Raw genomic sequence first — 17,188 nt, forward strand, 5'->3', positions numbered from 1 at the left:
GTCACAGTCTTGTGCAATTCGGAACGTAAGGAGTGGGGTCGGGTCAAGCAGAGCGGGAGTTCGTCCCGGCCATCGGGCCTTTGAGGCAGTGTGCGGTTCGAGCGATGCGTGACGAGCGACGGATATTGGATCGGGCGCTGTCCTTGCATGACAAGGGGGACATCGCGGCCGCCGCCAAACTGTATCGACGCATCATCGATGCCAATCCCAATAATCTTCACGCCGTGCACTTCCTGGGCGTGGCCGAGGCAGCGGCGGGAAATATTGATCGCGCAAAACTGCTGATGACACGGTCGTTGCAGTCAAAGCCGGTCAACGTGGAGTTCATTGAGAATTACGCGGCCGTGCTCCACCGGGCCGGCGAGCATGACGAGTTGGTCCGGCTGTGCCAGCACGGACTACAATTCGCGCCGACCAGCCTGGGACTTCTGCATGGAAGCGCAGCTGGGCTGTTGGCACTGAGCCGCCATTCGGAAGCCATCGAACATCTGACACGCCTGTTGATACATCACCCCGGGCATTTTCCGGCCCACTTCATGCTGGGTTCGGCGCTGGCGAAGTCGCGCCAATATGAACTGGCACTCGCTTCGTATGACCAGGCATTGCAGTTGAACCCACAGCTCGCGGAGGCGCATCTCGATAAGGGAACGATCCACTTCGCGACCTGCCGTTACAACGACGCGCTCTCGGCCTATGACAACGCCCTCACGCTGCGGCCCGATCTTGCGGCAGCGGCACTCGGCCGCTGCTACGCCCTGATCCAGCTGGGCCGGCGCGACGAAGCTCTGGCTGCCGCGGACCACACATTGAAGCTGCAACCCGACCTCCCCGAAGCATGGGCTGGCCGCGGCAACGCGCTCCTCGATCTCGGTCGCCTCGAGGACGCTGCGGCAGCGTACGACCGTGCGCTCACCATCGGGCCGTACCTCGCGTCGGCCTGGTCCGGACACGGCAATATTCTCCTTCGATCAGGCCGTCAGCGCGATGCGGAGGTCGCGTTCGATCGCGCCATCGCTGCGGATGCCGCTTTCGCCGAGGCCTGGCTCGGGCGCGGGACTGTGTTGCTGTCCCTTGGCCGTCACCACGATGCGGCGGCGGCTCTCGACCGCGCCACAGTCCTGAATCCCGGCCTGGTGAGCGCCTGGCTGGCGAAGGGCCAGGTCGCCTATCTCGAGAAGCGTTATGACGACGCGTTGGTCGCCTGGAACAGGGCTCTCGACCTCAATCCGGATCAGTCCGCCGTGGCCGCCGCCTGTTTGCGCGTCAAGTTGCATCAATGCGATTGGACGGATTTCGAGAGTGGTTGTGCCTCGGTCAGGTCATCGGTCCGAAGCGGGAAGCTCGTCTCACCGTTCATGTTCGTCGCGATTCCGTCCACATCGGCCGAGCAGCTTCAATGCGCGCGCACGTGGGCCGAGAACAACTTTCGTCTCCAGAGTTCGCCGGTCTGGCGCGGCGAGCGCTACACTCACGACCGCATCCGCATCGGCTATCTCTCGGCGGATTTTCATCAGCACGCGACCTCGCAACTGATGGCGGGCGTCTTCGAACATCACGACAGGACGCGCTTTGAAATCACCGCCATCTCGATCGGCCCAAACGACGGCTCGGACATGCGCCGGCGGATCGAAGCCGCGTTCGAGCGCTTTGTCGACGCCAAACCGCAAAGTGACACTCAAATCGCCGAGCTTGTCAGGGCTCTGGAAGTCGACATCCTCGTCGATTTGAAAGGATATACCCAGGACGCGCGCACCGGCATCTTGGCCATGCGTCCCGCCCCGATCCAGGTCAACTATCTCGGCTTTCCCGGCACCATCGGTGCAGGCTTCATCGACTACATCGTCGCAGACCGAAACGTCATTCCCGAGCACGATTACGATTGCTACGTGGAGAAAATCGCCTGGCTTCCCGAAAGCTATCAGGCAAACGATCGCGACCGTGCAATTGCGGATCTGATGCCTGTCCGCGCCGAGCACGGCCTTCCGGATGACGCTTTCGTCTTCTGCTGCTTCAACGACAACTACAAGATCACGCCCGACGTTTTCTCATCCTGGATGCGGATTCTCGCCGCGGTGGAGAACAGCGTGTTGTGGCTGTTCGAGGACAATCCAACGGCTGCGGACAATTTGCGTCGAGAGGCGCAGGCAAGGGGCGTGGCGCCGCGTCGTCTGGTTTTCGCCCAACGGCTCCCCACCTCCGCGCACCTGGCGCGGCATCGTTGCGCGGACCTTTTCCTCGATACAGTTCCGTACGGCGCTCATACGACCGCCAGCGATGCGCTCTGGACCGGACTTCCGGTCGTGACCTGCCTCGGCGAAACATTCGCGGCGCGTGTCGGGGCGAGCTTGCTCAATGCGATCCGCCTGCCCGAACTGATCACGACGACGCCGGCGGCCTACGAACAATTGGCGATCGAACTGGCGAACGATCCCGCCAGGCTCGCGGCGCTGAGAGCGAAGCTGGCCCGCGATCGACTGACGACACCTTTGTACGACACGGAGCAATACACGCGTGATCTGGAGACGGCATACGCGGCCATGATGGAGCGGCACATGGCGGGATTGCCGCCGGACCACGTCCGGGTGCCGGGAACCACCGTCTGACAAGCGCACCCGCAAGAGGGACGATTTCCTTGAACCTGCCAGCATCTTTCGTCGATCGATCGACGACCAACCCGGGCAAGCACCGATTGACCGCTGGTGCTGCCGCAATTTTCCGCGCACGCAGCGTTTCGACGATTGCAGTTATCGGGACTTTCTGGGCGTGGTGCGGCCTCCTTTCCTTCCCCATGATTGACCTGAACCCGGACTTCGCGGACGTTCCAACTTCGTTTGCCCTGGGCGGCACGGTTCTGATCGGACAGATTACCGGAATCGCGCTGTTCATCACGACGGTGTCCTTGATGCACGCTTCGCGGGCGTTCGCCAGCCTGGGGCGATTGAGCCTCGCCCAGGTCGCGATCATTGGCATCATCTACCTGTCTGTTGTCCTACAATTGCACGATGACGAGGCGGCGACGTTCGTTGGCGTTTTTTACACCATTCTGCTCATGCTGACTGCTTTGATGCTGTCTGTCGTATGGACGCTGCCACCGGACGACATCGAAACCTGCATGAAGGTGGCATCCATCATATTTTGTCTGTTCGGCATCTCCGCGCTGGCCGTCCTGGGATTACCGCAAGGCCGCAATGTCGGGGGTATTCAACCAAATCTTTTTTCCGCACCGTTACTCGCAGGCTTCATTCTGTCGCAGTTTCACGCTGGGAAAACGGGTATCGTCGTCAGAATCCTGTGCTTCTCGATGGCCGCTCTCGTCAGCTCGCGATACGCCTTGATCGGCTGCATTTCCGCGCTTGTCGTGCATGACTTGACCTTCAATTCCCTGCGCCCGTGGAAGGTTGCCGCGGCGATCGTTGCGTTGCTGTTGTGCATATTCCTTTGGCCGCAGATTGCCACCTTTCTCGCGCTTGACGATTCAAGTCGAGATCTGTCTTCAGGATTCACAGGAAGGGATGAATACTGGTACGCGGCCCTGGCGACGATCATGGATCATCCGCTCGGCATCGGATTCAAGCGCGCATCAGCCTTTGAGGCCGGGCACAATGGCTACCTGAAGACGCTGGTGGAATTCGGAATCGTCGGGGGCGGATTGATAATCCTCTTTGTCGGCTGCGTCATTGCCGCTGCACGCGCCGAAGCAGTGCGATCAACGGGGAAGGATCGGCAGCAACGCCGCTTTGCCTGTGCCCGCTTGGGCGGATTGGTCGCCCTGGCGTTTGGGGCCTTCTTCCAACCCCAGTTGTTCAGTCTCGGCGACGCGTTCGGGGTCTCGCTCCTGTTGCTGCTGTTCAAACCCGAAATGAAGCCGGTATCCGGTCGCGCAGCAATTGCGTGAGCGCAGACCGCGCAACGATCGCGAGCTGATTTCGCCTCCACCCGAGGTCGCTTCGTTCACTTCGCGTTCTGTCGCTGCGCCGAGATGCCGAGGACCAGGCGCAACTTGCTGTTGTCGGCGCTGCCCGAGGCGGTCTGGACGACCAGACCATCGATGAACAGAAAGGGCATGCCGGCCTCCAGGTCATAGAGGAGCGGCTGAAGAGATGCTGAAGCGAGCTCGATGTTGAACGTCGCCGAGACGAAGCCGGATTTGGCGAGCGGTCCCTGGACATCGACCTGCGACGACAGCGTGTTGCCGTTCACCCGCTTGGTCGCCGCGAGCACCCGCTGGAGCAGCACGGCGCTTGCGACCGAGGCCGTCTGTCCTTCGAGGAACGCCGAGCCCGTGGGAACGCTGATATCGGCCCGGACGGCGGGCGGCGGCGTAGCACGCCGAGCCTCGAGCGTCTGAAGGATCTCCGCGGCTGACGCCGCAGCATCGCGGCTACCCAGGATCTCGATCACGGTCTGCACTGTCGTGAACGCGAACAACACCACCAGCGCCACATAGGCCGCGACCGCGGCGACCGGTAAGCGCGTGAGATATCCTTCGAACTTCTGCATGCTGATCATGTGCCCGGCCCGAATTGCGGCTTGATCCTGGTCTCGATGTGGAAGCGCTCGCCCGCCTCGTTGGCGGCGCGCGTCGTCGGTGCGAAGAAGGCTGCGCTGGCGAAATGCGGCGACTGCTCCAGGATCTGGATCAGCGACGGGGCGTCGCTGGTCAGACCCGTGATCTGGAGCTTGTCGCCCTCGATCCTCAGCTCGGTCGCATAGGTGTGGTCGGGCAAGAGGCCGGACAGCTCTTCCAGCACCATCACGGCCGACGGCATCGTCTGCTTGCGGCGCGCCAGGATTTCGAGGGGCGAGCTGCCCTGGCCGCCCTGCCCGCCGCGCGCGAGCGCGCGGCGTTCGGCGATCCGGCGCTGGGTCTGCTGCAGCTGGGCATCGTAGGAATCGGTGGCGACCCCGCCGAGCCCGACCGACAGCATCGCCAGCACGCCGGTCGTCGCGAGGACTGCGATCAGCGCAAAGCGGAGCCGGCTCGAGCCGGTTTGCCCGCCGACGCGTTGACGATAGACGGCGACCTGCTCCATCCCGGGCGCCGAGGTCGATATCTCGACGGCGGCCGCGCCTGCATCGAGGAGAGCTTGCGACAACGACGTCACCGCCGCGCGCGCCGTCGCCACCACCGTCAACTCGACATGGTCGTCGGCGATCGCCTGCGGCGGCGTCCAGTGAAACACCGCTTCCGCCGGGCTCCAGGGTGTCAGCCGATCGATCTGGGCACGAATGATGCCGTCGAGAAACTCCACTGCACGTCCCGGTAGCTCCAGCGGACGAAATACGAAGCGCGATGGCTGAAGTGCGAGGTCGACCATCGCACCCTTCATCGCCGCGGACCATTCGTCCGACAGCGGCTCGGTGATAACGCCATCGACGATGTCGATGCGACCGGGCGGCAGGTCTGCGTCCTTGCTCGTCGTCGAGGCAAGGCGCAGCGTCAGAGCGCCCTCCTCGTCCTCGCTGATCGCGATCTGCCGCGCACCGCGCGTTCGTTCGAGCCGCGCGCTCACCGTGCGTGCAACGCTGTCGATCCACAGCGACAGCGCGGCTGCGATTTGACTGGGAATACTCATCGACTCTCCCGCGGCCTTGGCCGCCCTCCTCGATCCGGATCAACTTCGTCGGTCCATGCCAGTACGCGGAAGGCCTCCTTCTCGCCCGGTCCCGGAATCCGGATTACCGCCTCGGGCGTTCTTTGCCGGCCGTCCCGTAGCGTGATCCGTATGCGCACCCGATAGGCGTCGCTCGCCGATATCGTGGCACCCGGCTGCCGCCCGCCGAGCGCGCCGATGACGAACTCTGGATTGTCGGGCGGCAGGTCCGCGCGCTGATTGAGGAAGGCGTCGAGCCTGGCCGTCGTCATGTCCGGCAGTGCCGCGATCACTTCCGGCGCAGCATCGAGCACGTTGACCTCCGCCATACCGCTGTAGACGGTCACGAAAGGCATCGCATGCTCGACCAGCTCGACCGGCAGGCCGAGCACCAGCCACAGCTCATCGGCGCTGGCGAATGGCGCTTGCCGCGGCACGTAAGTGAGGTCCGCCGCAGCATAGGCCGCCGGCTCCGTATCCCGCCCGTCCGGTCTCGGCGTGCGCCGCCAGGCGACGACGCGCGCGGCATATTCGTCGGCTGCTTCCGCCGGCGCGCCGAGCGCCCTGAACAGTCCCGCGATCATCGCACGCGGCGCCATGTTGAGATTGATCCGTGCCGATTCCGACATGTACTCGACGCGTACGGAGGCATCGGCCAGGCGGAAGCCGAAGCCGCCATGGGTCGGACGCCGCATCGTCGCAGGCGCCGACAATTGGTAGGCGGCGAGCTCGACACCGGCCGAACCCAGCATCTCCCATTGCGTCGCGGCGTCCAGCGCCGAGAGCGCATTGGCCGATTGTGCGATGTAGACCGAAGCGACAGTCGCAAGCGCGGCCAATCCCGCAAGCAGCCACAGGGTGGCGACGACGATGAACCCGTCCTGCGCTGCAAGCCTGCGTCTCAGTCGAGCGGACGGACTGGTCATTGCGTCGGCCCGTTACCGGATTGCGTCTGCGTCGCCTCCTGCTCGGTCGACGGATCCGGCCGCGGCGCGCTTGTCTCGACATGGATCCGGGCGGCGCTCGAAATCACGGTTCCGCGCTCGACATCCCTGATGTCGAAGCGGACCGACATCGGCAGCTCGCCGGAGTTGAGCCAGCGGCTGCCCCATTTGCCGTCAAGGCCGGCATAGGCGAAGCTGATGCGATATGGCAGCCGCAGCAGCACGACGGGATCGACGAACGGAATCTGGTCTGCCCTGGGATCTCCCGCCTTCAGCAGCACGAACGGCGCGCGCGTGCGCACCAGTGCCGGACCGTTTCTGTCGTTGATCTCGGAGATCCGCACGATCTCCAGACCCGGCCGACCATTCGGGCCGAGCACGGAGCGAACGAACATCACGGCCTGCTCCCCGCCGCGAAACAACGGCAGATTGTCCGACCGCGTCACGTAGTCGGCCGCCGCCAGATCGGCCGTGAGCCGGTCGAGAGCGACCGCGACCTGCTCGTTGCGCTGGGCACGGATGATGCCGCGATTCCAGCTCGGCAGCCATTGCCCGGTGACCGAAGCCAGCGCGCCCATGATCAGGCCCATCAGTGCCAGCGCAACCAGGGCTTCGAACAGCGTGAAGCCGTCTTCGGCGCGCCATTGCCGGGCGTCGGTCATCAGCTCCCGCCCCTGCTCTGCAAGCGGATCGTTTCGAACGACACGATCGCTCCGCCCGGCGCCTGCACGCGCAATTCGACACGCTGCGGAACGAACCGCGACTCCGGCACGACAGGCACATCGTCGAGGAATGGCGTCAAGCGCATCTGCCAACGGTGGCCGGCGACCCGTCCGCGCAGATCATCAAGCATCGGCGCTCCGGCGCGCGGCAAGGTGGACACCACCACGCGCGCCGCATTGACGAGGGCGGCATGCTGCTCGAGCTTCCAGGCGCCGCGCGAATTGGTCGCGACCAACGTTCCGATCGCAGCGAGCACGATCGTCACCAGTGCGAGCGCCACGACGGCCTCGATCATGGTGAAGCCGGCTTCGCGCCGGCGGCTAGAGGACTTCCTGCGCGACAATGTCCACGCCTCCCGTCAGCCAATTCACGCGCACCTCGATGGCGTTGCCCAGACGTGTCAGGCGGATCGTGCCGCCGCATGACATGCCGCTGGCGAAAAAACTGATGGTCGAGAACGCCGGCCGGCCGTTGCAGCGTTGCGGCAGCAGCGCGTCGAACACCACGTCCTGCGGCACCTGGATGATCCAGGGGCCCGAACCCGACCTCACGGTACGTGCCCGCGCGTCCACAACGGCGCTGACCGCGCCGTAGCGCGACAGCGCGGCATTGCGGTCGGCCTTGAGCAGGGCCGCAACCTCGATCGCATAAGCCTCGAGCCGCGGCCGCGAGGTCTGCGACGGAAAGCGCGGCAGCAGCACGGCCGCGAGCATAGCGACGATGGCCAGCACGCAGACCATTTCGAGCAGCGTGAAGCCGGCCTCGCCCGTATCAGTTCGCTCCGGAGACGAGATCGGCCGACGTTCCCGTTCCACCCTCCTGCCCGTCGGAGCCGAGCGAGCGAATTTCGTAGGGCGCGCGTTCCGCCGGCTGCTTGTAGACATAAGGATTGCCCCATGGGTCGTTGGGAACGTTGCCGCCCTTTAAATACGGGCCATTCCAGGACGCCACGCCGCTCACGGCATGAGCGAGGGCGCCGAGTCCTTCCGAGCTGGTCGGGAAGCGGCCGGCGTCGAGGTAGAACAGGTCGAGCGCGCTGCTGAAACTCTGGATCTGTATCTTGGCCGCCTTGACGCGGGATTCGCTGAGATAGTTCAGCACCCGCGGGCCGACCAGCGCCATGATCATGCCGATGATGGTGATGACGACCAGCATCTCCACCAGCGTAAAGCCTTCCTCGCCGCGACGCCGGCGCCGCCGCCTCGGCGCAGGGAACAGCGCCTTCCTAGACACGCGGATCATGCGAAACCCTCCCCTTCTCAACCGACAACTTGCGTCACTGACAACAGCGCCGTCATGACCGACACGATCAGGCCGCCGACCACGACGCTGATGAGGATGATCGCGGCAGGCCCGATGATGGCGACGACGCGATCGAGCTGCCGTTGCAGCTTTTCCTCGTAGAACTCCGCGACCCGGCCCGACAGCGTCGGCAACTGCCCGGTCTCCTCGCCGAGCCGCAGCATCCGCACCGCGACGGGCGGCAGCACGGCCGAAGCAGCCAGCGCCTCGGCGAGCCTGCCGCCATGGCGCACGCGGTCGGCCATCGCCGCCCAGGCCTGCACGTTGCCGGTCGCATTCATGATGTCGATCAGGATGCGAAGCGTCGCCGTCAGCGTCACGCCGCTGCCGAGCAGAATACCGAGATTGCGCGAGAACAGCGCGGCGCGGTGGAATTCGACCACGGTCGAGATGACAGGCAGCCGCGCGATCTGCGTGACGATGCTGGCGCGGACCGATGGCCTGCGCCACGCCAGCCAGCCGCCGATGACGGCGATGGCAACCACGGCGCCGACCTCGAAGCCGTGACCGCGCAGGATGTCCGACAGCGTCAGGAACACCTCGATGACGGGATCGGTCTTGGCGTTGAAGTCGCGCAACACCGCCGAAAACTGCGGAAGCACGAACGTGACGAAGAAGATCAGCACGCCACCGGCCGCGAGCAGCACGAAGGCAGGATATTGCAGGGCGCCGGTCACCTTGCGGCGCAGAGCCTCCGCGCGCGTGCGCTCGGTCCCGATCGTCTCCAGAATGTGGTCCAGCGTGCCCGACATCTCGCCGACTCTGACCAGGGCGACATACATGGGCGGAAACAGCGTCGGCTCGCGCGCAAGCGCTTCGGCAAAGCTCTCGCCGGACATGATCGCGGTCTTGATGGTATTGACGACCGGACGAAGCCGGCTGACGTCCATATCGCCTGCGAGCAGTTCGAGCGCATCATTCAACCGGGCACCGGCCTTCAGGAGCAGAGCAAGGTCGCGCGTGAAGATCGTGACATCCGCGGGCCCCGGCTTCGACAACGTCAACGACGCCAGCGAGAGCGACCAGCCCTTGGCTTCCTCCGCGGGCCCGGCATCGATCGCGACTAGGCCGAGATATTCGATGCGTTGGGACACTTCGGCGAGGTTGGCCGCCGTGATCGAGCCGGAGACCACCTCTCCCTTCTGCGTCAGCGCACGATAGCGAAAATTCGGCATCTCGTCACCGCACGGTGGTCACGCGCAGGATCTCCGCCGCCGAGGTCATGCCCGACAGGCATTTGGCGAGGCCATCCTCGATCATGGTCGTCATGCCGTTGCGGATGGCCACCTTGTCGATGGATTCCCAGTCGGACTGTTCCTCGACCAGCGCGCGGACTTCCTCGTTCATCTCGAGCACCTCGAACACACCGATACGGCCGCGATAGCCGACATTGCCGCAGCGCTCGCAGCCGACGGGTTCGAAGATGACATTGCCGACGGACAGACCGACCGCCGTGTAGCGCGGATCGGCCTCGACGTCGGCATGGGTCAGCGGCCGGCTGCTCTTGCAGCGGTCACAGAGCTGCCGGACCAGGCGCTGCGCGATCACCGCGCGCAAGGTCGAGCGCAGCAGGAACGCCTCGACGCCGAGATCAAGCAGGCGCGGCACGGCGGCCGCCGCCGTCTCGGTGTGCAGCGTGGTCAGCACGAGATGGCCGGTGAGCGCTGCGTGGATCGCGACATGAGCGGTCTCGGAGTCGCGGACTTCGCCGACCATGATGACGTCGGGGTCCTGGCGCACGAAGGAGCGCAGCGCGGTGGCGAAGGTCAGGCCGATCGAGGGCTTGGCCTGCGACTGGGAGATGCCGGGGATCTCGTATTCGACGGGATCCTCGATGGTCAGGATTTTTCGGGTCGGCTCGTTGAGCAGCGACAGCACCGTCGCGAGCGTCGTGGTCTTGCCGCTGCCGGTCGGGCCGGTGACGATGATCATGCCGTGCGGCAGTGCCAGCATGCGCCGCAATTTGCCCTGGTCGCCGGCCAGGAAGCCGAGCTTGTCGATCGACAGCAAAGCGCGGTCCCGCGGCAGCAGGCGGATGACGGCGGACTCGCCATGCTGCGTCGGCATGATCGCGACGCGCACGTCGATTTCCGAACGCGCCGCCCGCACCCGCGCGCCGCCGTCCTGCGGCAACCGGCGCTCGGCGATGTTCAGTCCCGCCAGGATCTTGATGCGCGAGATCACCGCCGCCGGGGGCACGCCGTTCGGTGTCGCGACATTGCGCAACAGCCCATCGACGCGCATCCGTATCACCAGCGAGGTGCGGCCGGGCTCGATATGGATATCGCTGGCGCGCAGCTCGACGGCGGTCTCGAACATGTCGTTGACGGCGCGAACGACCGGCGCGCCGCTGGCAAGGTCGCGCAGATTGTCGATGTCGTCATCCTGCGCCGTGGCATTGACGGCGGTCTCGGCGCTCGCGCTCTCCTCCTCGCCGAGACGCTGGTCGAGCACGGTGGCGATGTCCTCGAACGAGGCAACCTTGATGGTCGGCCCCGTGCCAAGCACGATTGCGGCCGCCTGTATGGAGGCCCGGTCCGTGGGGTCGGCCAGTACAAGTACCGGCGATCCGCCAGTGGGCTGGCACGGGAACACCGCCATTTCGCGCAGGAACCGGCGCGAAAACTGTTGCGCGCGGGATTCCGTCGCCATCATCTCCTGAAGCGTGACGCGCGGAAGCTCGAAGAACAGCGACACCTCATCGGCGAATTCGCTCGCCGACAATTCACTCATTTCCCACAGCTTACGCAGACCACCTTCGGCAGGGCGGGACCCATTCAGCCTGCCGAGTTTGTCCGCGTCCGGTTTCAGGCCAACCTTCTGGCTGAAACGAGCTACGAACTCGTGCGCATTCGGGGAAGCCATGGACGTCTACCGCAGTCACTCTGATGGCCGCAGAGCGGCGAGCGGGCCGTTTACCTTAGTTTTCCGATTGGAAATGTGACGGCATGATCGAGCGCAATATCGTCCCCGGCCAGTCACAACATGATCGAACAGAACGTCCTTGATGTCTCTGCCCAATTTCCCGTCGCATCACATTCTCACAACAAGCTCGCGTGACGGGCGCAAGGCTAACAGAATTCGTAACACACGACTGTCATACGAGAGGGTTAAGCAAGCCGCATTCGGCCCGCCCCGCCTCGACGGGAACAACAGCGGGCGGCGCGTGAGTGAGGCAGTCCAGTGAGCCGAGCAACATTCCGGATCGGCTTGGTTGTCCAATGCGCTGCCATCTGCGTATTGCTCGGATCGTGCAACACGGTGAGCGGCATCGCCGATGCCGACACCAAGGATCCGGATGTCTTCGACAAGGTCCGCTCGGTTGACCTGTTGCCGCGCTATCCGAACCAGTTGCCGCAGCGCGAACTCTCGACCGGCCCCCGCGCCAAGACCGCGATCTACGCGGCGGTTGCCAGCGACGATGCGCCAACCGCCACCTCGTCGCAGCAAGCGGCGGTCAGCACCGACCGGTTCGAGCTCAATTTCGACAATTCGCCGGTCGCATCCGTCGCCAAGATCGTGCTCGGCGACATCCTCGGCGTCGGCTACGTCATCGATCCGCGCGTCCAGGGCAATGTCAGCCTCTCCTCGGGCCGCCCGATCCCCAAATCCGACGTCGTCTTCGCGCTCGAAAACGCGCTGCGGATCGGCGGCGTCGCGCTGGTGCGCGACGATACCGGCTACCGGCTGATGCCGCAGGGCGACGCGGTCGGCGTCGGCGGTGCGGACGCCTCCGATCGCATGACACCCGGCTACGGCATAACGATCGTGCCGCTGCAATATGTCTCGGCGCAGACCGTCATCAAGCTGGTCGACAGTTTTGCCACCAAGCAGGGCATGATCCGCGCCGACACCAGCCGCAACCTGATCCTGATCCAGGGCTCCGGCAGCGAGCGCCGCAACGCGGTCGATCTCGTGCTGAGCTTCGATGCGGACTTCTTGAAGGGACAGTCGGTCGGTATCTTCCCGGTGCAGAACAGCAATCCGGGACCGATCATCGCCGAGCTCGAGAAAATCGTCGATTCCGGCGAAGGCGGCATGACGCAGAACGTGATCAAATTCCAGTCGATCGCCCGGATGAACGCGGTGCTCGCGGTGACGCGGAAGCCGGAGCTGTTGAACCGTGTCGAAACCTGGATCCGCCGCCTCGACACCACCAATACAGGCCGCTCGGCGGTCCACGTCTACCGCGTGAAGTTCGGCGACGCCCGGCAGATCGCGCGGGTGCTCAACGACGTCTTCGGTTCGAGCAGCTCTTCCGGCTCGTCCGCCTCTCAGCTCGACAGCCCGGGTGGACAGGTCGCACCAGGATCCGGCCTCGCCTCGAGCTCGAGCGGCGGCTCTGCGCTCAGCCGCCTGTCGGCCTCGCCCAATCAGTCAAGCAGCGGCTTTGGCTCGAATTCAGGCGGACGCGCCGCAAGCGCGGGTGCTTCCGACGCGTCTACCGGCAATCAGGCCGCCTACGGTTCATCATCCGCTTCGCAGGGCGGCGGCAGCCTGTTCGACAACTCCTCCACAGGACAGAATTCAGGCCGCGGCGGCGCAGGTCCCGGCAACGTTCTCGACGGTGTCCGCATCACTGCCGACAGCGTCAATAACACGCTGTTGATCTATGCGAGCCAGGAACAGTACCGGATCATCGAGCAGACCATCAAGGAGATCGACCAACCGCAGCTCCAGGTCGCCATCGACGCCACCATCGCCGAGGTGACGCTGACCGACGATCTCCAATACGGCATCCAGTCCTACATCATGAGCCGCGATGTCGGCCTGAAGCCCAACACCGGCTCGGTGGGCTTTAACGGCGCAACGTCGGTCGCCGCGGCGGCAGCCGATGTCGTGCTCCAGCGCGCCATCCCCGGCTTCAACTTCCTGGTCGGCTCGGCGCAGACGCCGCGCGCCGTGCTCAACGCGCTGCATGCGATCACCGACGTCAAGGTGCTGTCGAACCCGTCCGTGGTCGTGATCGACAACCAGGTCGCGACCCTCCAGGTCGGCGACGAGATCCCGATCCAGACCGGAAGCGCAACCGTGCTGACCGGCAACAACACCATCGCCAACACGACCGACTATCGCAGCACCGGCATCATCCTGCGCGTGGTGCCGCGGATCAATGCCAACGGCAATGTCAGGCTCGATGTCGAGCAGGAGATCTCCAATCCGGTCAGCAACTCGTCGTCAGGATCGTCCTCGACGTCGACCAACTCGCTGACGCCGACGGTGTCGACCCGCAAGGTGCGCAGCTCGGTCGCGGTCGCGAGCGGACAGACGGTCCTGCTGGCGGGCCTGATCAGCGACACCCAGACCAAGAGCCGCGCGGGCATTCCGGGCCTCGACCAGATTCCCGGCCTCGGCGAAGCCGTGTTCGGGCAGACGGACAAGCAGGTCAAGCGCACCGAGCTTATCATCTTCATCCGGCCGCAGATCATCCGCGACGGCGCCGATGCTCATTTCGTTGCCGAGGAGCTGCGCACCAAGCTGCGCGGTACGATCAACGCGATCGGGCCGAGGCCCGCGCCGACGACCTACCGCTGAGCCAGTACAAATTGCCCGAGGAGCGGTTCACATGATCAGGTCCAGCAGACTCTTGATTGCCGCCATCGTGCTGGGACTTGCCTCGACAAGCATCGCCCACGCAAATTCCCTCGGCGCCGGAACCGGCGCCTTCAACCGCGGCGACTACAATACCGCTGCCCGTCTGCTGTTGCCGCAGGCCGAGCGCGGCAATGCCCGCGCGCAAGGGATGGTCGGCTTCATGTACGCGACGGGACAAGGCCTGCCGCAGGCCTATGACGCCGCCGGCTACTGGTACAGGCTGGCCGCCGAGCAAGGCGACACCACGTCGCAATATCTGCTCGGCCTCGCCTACGACAAGGGCCAGGGCGTGCCGCAGGACGACGTCGCCGCCTACAAATGGCTGAACCTCGCGGCTGCGCATGCACCGAGGAAAACCCGCGAGAATTTTGCAAAGCTGCGCAATGCCGTCGCCTCGAAGATGAGCCGCGGCCAGATCGCGGCCGGCCAATGGCACGCGCTGCGCTGGCCCGAGGAGTCGCCGTTCTGATCGACGGCGCGGGCCGCAAGCTGCGGGGAACGCCGTCATATCATGATGTGACGGCGTAACGCCGGTCTTAACGGAAATCATACCATCACCGCCGCCGTCCCAGCCGACATCGCGCGGATCGGTACAATTTGAAGCAATCGCTTAGCCGGATCGCGAGCTGTCTCTGCCAACGTCCCCTGCACAGGGAGCGTCGGGGCACGACATGGCGGGAAATCGCAACGCAAAACAGAGACTGACGACGCTGGCGGCCGCCGGCCTTGCCGCGGCCTGCCTGTCGATGGCGCTGCCGGCCCATGCTTTCCTGGCCCGCCCCACCCTGTTTGCTGCGATCGGCGCCGCGACCAAGGCACCGTCCGGCTGGCAACAGTTCTGCGCCGAGAATGCCGAGGACTGCCGGCCCGGCGCTGATCAGGCCCGGGACGTCGTGCTCACGCCCGAACTGCTTCAGCAGCTCTACGAGACCAACAAATACGTCAATGATCGCGTCGCCTGGACCAGCGATGACGCGCTTTACGGCAAGGCCGAACGCTGGACGCTGCCGCTCGATCGCGGCGATTGCGAGGACATCGTCCTGCTCAAGCGCAAGATGCTCGCCAAGCTGGGCTGGCCGCAGGGGTCGCTCCTGATCACAACGGTCGAGGAGCCCGGTCCGGCCAAAGGTCGTCACGCCGTACTCACCGTCCGCTCCGACCGCGGCGAGATGATCCTCGACAACCAGACCCCGGAAATCCTGTTCTGGTACGAGACCAAATACCGCTACCTGTCGCGGCAAAGCGCCACCGACCCGAACGTCTGGGTGGCCTTCGGCGCCGAGCAGCCCAGGCCGCCGGCTTTTCCCGTCGAGCGTTAATTCCCCGTAGAGCGACCCTGAAGACCAGCCTCTCGGCCACGGCGCGCCGCGCGGTCGCCGGTCATGCGCGACAGTCCGCATGACCTCGCAAGACGTCCGGCGTTTCGCCGCACCTTCTTGTTCTGAACATCACTATAACATTGTTCGCGCGTTATGATACAAAATATATCATTAGCGACGGAATGATTCCCATTCCGAGTTGTATCATCATCGCGACCATCCCCATTAGCGCTCATTTGAGGCATCAATGACCACTCAAGTTGTATTTGGCGGCACGACAACGATCTCCGCCCCCACCACCACGACCTACATCGTCGTCTCGGGCACGCTCGACGTCGCCAGCGGCGGCGTCGTGTCCGGCGCGACCGCGGTCGGCCCCGGCACTGTCATCATGATCGAGGCCGGCGGCACCGCCAACAACTCGACCATCGCCGGCGGTGTGCAGTACAATTACGGCACGGCCAACGGCGTCGTCATCTCCAACGGCGGCACCCAGCACGTCTATGGCGGCACCGCCAGTAACGTCGTGATCAGCGCCGGCGGTTACCAGGACGTCATGAACGCCACCGTCACCGGAACGACGCTCGCCGGCTTCCAGCAGGTGCATGTCGGCGGCGTGACCTACGCGACGGTCATCGTCAACGGCGGCAACGAATTCGTGGCGGCCGGCGGCACCACCAATGGCACGATCATCTCGTCGGGCGGCCTGCAATATGTCGGCGAGGACGGCACCGCCAACGGCACCGCGATCAACAACGGCGGCTATCAATTCGTGCTCGGCACCGGCAATGACACCGTCGTATTCGGCGGCGGCGTCCAGGAAGTCGCCGGCACGACCAACAACACCACCGTCAACAGCGGCGGCATTCAGCACATCGTGCTGGACGGCACCGCGATCACGACGACGGTCCAGGCCGGCGGCTTCCAGCAGGTCAACAGCGGCAGCGTGCAGGGCAGCCAGGTCAGCGGCGGCCTTCAGGTTCTCGGCACCGGCAGTTCGACCGACACGGTGGTTCTGTCCGGCGGCAGCGAATATATCGGCTCCGGCGCTTCGGCGACGGGAACGACGGTCAACGCCGGCGGCCTGCAATATGTGGACGTTGGCGCTTCGGCGGCCTCCACGACGGTCAACGGCGGCTTCGTCTTCGTGGCTGGCACGGCCTCGGGCGCGACCGTCAACAGCGGCGAGTTCGATGTGGTTGGCAGCGCCAGCAACACGCATCTCGCCGGCGGCGCCGAATATGTCTATGCCGGCGGCGTCCAGAACGGCGTCGATTTCGCTGGCTCGGCTTCGACGCTCTATCTCGAGGACGCGTCCGGCCTGACCGGCACGATCTCGAATTTCGAGATCGGCGACGTCATCGACTTCCGCAACCTTGCTGTGACCTCGTACGAATTCGATGGCGCGACGCTCACGCTGACCACCAGCAACGGCTCGCTCGCCTATCAATTCGCAGGCGTCGAGGCCGGCACCGCGTTGAACGTCGCCTCCGACGGCCATGGCGGCACGTCCGTGTCGCTCTCGCTGCTCTCGCAGTTCTCGGCGAGCCTGGTCCCGGATGCTGGCGAAGGCGCGATCACGCAGCAGGGCTCCGATCCCGAGAGCGCCTCGCTCGTTCACGCCCAGAGCTGACCTGAGACGACATTGCTGTACCGGGACAAGTCCCGGTACAGCTTCCTCGGCTGTCGAGCCCTGCTCCGGCCAAGGCCA

15 protein-coding genes are annotated in these 17,188 nt (G+C 64.8%); 6 read left to right on the forward strand and 9 right to left on the reverse strand.

From position 1 onward, the window contains the following. Positions 1-104: 104 nt before the first annotated feature. Together AB7Z56_RS31175 and AB7Z56_RS31180 are read left to right on the forward strand one after the other, a co-directional pair. Positions 105-2,603 (forward strand): tetratricopeptide repeat protein, encoded by a 2,499-nt coding sequence (locus AB7Z56_RS31175; RefSeq protein WP_354099366.1) that lies wholly within the window; start codon positions 105-107, stop codon positions 2,601-2,603. Positions 2,604-2,632: 29 nt separating this feature from the next. Beyond that, entirely contained in the window at positions 2,633-3,895 is a 1,263-nt protein-coding gene (locus AB7Z56_RS31180; RefSeq protein ID WP_231144447.1) for an O-antigen ligase family protein, read from the forward strand. A 56-nt stretch (positions 3,896-3,951) separates the two neighbouring features. Here the strand turns inward: AB7Z56_RS31180 and gspM are convergent, their stop codons facing one another. From gspM to AB7Z56_RS31225, 9 genes are read right to left on the reverse strand one after another with little or no spacing between them, the layout of a single operon-like run. After that, positions 3,952-4,509 (reverse strand): type II secretion system protein GspM, encoded by a 558-nt coding sequence (gene gspM, locus AB7Z56_RS31185; RefSeq protein ID WP_071915597.1) that lies wholly within the window; start codon positions 4,507-4,509, stop codon positions 3,952-3,954. Next, entirely contained in the window at positions 4,506-5,576 is a 1,071-nt protein-coding gene (locus AB7Z56_RS31190) for a PilN domain-containing protein (RefSeq protein ID WP_231144446.1), read from the reverse strand. Before AB7Z56_RS31190 ends, gspM begins: the two co-directional genes overlap by 4 nt. Continuing rightward, positions 5,573-6,520 (reverse strand): general secretion pathway protein GspK, encoded by a 948-nt coding sequence (locus tag AB7Z56_RS31195; RefSeq protein WP_231144445.1) that lies wholly within the window; start codon positions 6,518-6,520, stop codon positions 5,573-5,575. Before AB7Z56_RS31195 ends, AB7Z56_RS31190 begins: the two co-directional genes overlap by 4 nt. Beyond that, complete coding sequence (locus AB7Z56_RS31200) at positions 6,517-7,200, reverse strand: PulJ/GspJ family protein (RefSeq protein ID WP_231144444.1); 684 nt, start codon at positions 7,198-7,200, stop codon at positions 6,517-6,519. The genes AB7Z56_RS31195 and AB7Z56_RS31200 overlap by 4 nt, the downstream gene beginning before the upstream one ends. Beyond that, the gene (locus AB7Z56_RS31205; protein ID WP_231144443.1) at positions 7,200-7,604 is read right to left on the reverse strand and encodes a prepilin-type N-terminal cleavage/methylation domain-containing protein; all 405 of its coding nucleotides are present in this window, start codon (positions 7,602-7,604) and stop codon (positions 7,200-7,202) included. The genes AB7Z56_RS31200 and AB7Z56_RS31205 overlap by 1 nt, the downstream gene beginning before the upstream one ends. Further along, positions 7,582-8,076 carry a prepilin-type N-terminal cleavage/methylation domain-containing protein gene (locus AB7Z56_RS31210; protein WP_354099368.1) on the reverse strand — a complete coding sequence of 165 codons (495 nt, stop codon included), beginning with the start codon at positions 8,074-8,076 and terminating at the stop codon, positions 7,582-7,584. The genes AB7Z56_RS31205 and AB7Z56_RS31210 overlap by 23 nt, the downstream gene beginning before the upstream one ends. Continuing rightward, positions 8,033-8,503: a type II secretion system major pseudopilin GspG gene (gene gspG / locus AB7Z56_RS31215; protein ID WP_231144442.1), complete on the reverse strand. Its 471-nt coding sequence runs from the start codon at positions 8,501-8,503 to the stop codon at positions 8,033-8,035. Before gspG ends, AB7Z56_RS31210 begins: the two co-directional genes overlap by 44 nt. 17 nt (positions 8,504-8,520) lie before the next feature. Beyond that, complete coding sequence (locus AB7Z56_RS31220) at positions 8,521-9,738, reverse strand: type II secretion system F family protein (RefSeq protein ID WP_231144441.1); 1,218 nt, start codon at positions 9,736-9,738, stop codon at positions 8,521-8,523. Positions 9,739-9,742: 4 nt separating this feature from the next. Continuing rightward, entirely contained in the window at positions 9,743-11,296 is a 1,554-nt protein-coding gene (locus tag AB7Z56_RS31225; protein ID WP_231144440.1) for a GspE/PulE family protein, read from the reverse strand. 528 nt (positions 11,297-11,824) lie between these two features. On the opposite strand from AB7Z56_RS31225, the gene gspD reads away from it, so the two are divergent. From gspD to AB7Z56_RS31245, 4 genes are all read left to right on the forward strand, one after another. Beyond that, on the forward strand, positions 11,825-14,098 hold the full coding sequence (gspD, locus tag AB7Z56_RS31230) for a type II secretion system secretin GspD (RefSeq protein ID WP_231144439.1): 2,274 nt from the start codon (positions 11,825-11,827) through the stop codon (positions 14,096-14,098). Positions 14,099-14,129: 31 nt separating this feature from the next. Continuing rightward, positions 14,130-14,627, forward strand: coding sequence for a tetratricopeptide repeat protein (locus AB7Z56_RS31235; protein ID WP_283018551.1), 498 nt, complete (start codon positions 14,130-14,132; stop codon positions 14,625-14,627). Between the two features lie 202 nt (positions 14,628-14,829). Beyond that, entirely contained in the window at positions 14,830-15,477 is a 648-nt protein-coding gene (locus AB7Z56_RS31240) for a transglutaminase-like cysteine peptidase (protein ID WP_231144437.1), read from the forward strand. A 247-nt stretch (positions 15,478-15,724) separates the two neighbouring features. Continuing rightward, positions 15,725-17,110, forward strand: coding sequence for a hypothetical protein (locus AB7Z56_RS31245; protein ID WP_231144436.1), 1,386 nt, complete (start codon positions 15,725-15,727; stop codon positions 17,108-17,110). Positions 17,111-17,188 lie beyond the last annotated feature (78 nt).

Origin of the sequence: Bradyrhizobium sp. 482_C4_N1_8, assembly GCF_052075965.1 — a bacterium.
Taxonomy (GTDB): Bacteria; Pseudomonadota; Alphaproteobacteria; order Rhizobiales; family Xanthobacteraceae; genus Bradyrhizobium; species Bradyrhizobium barranii.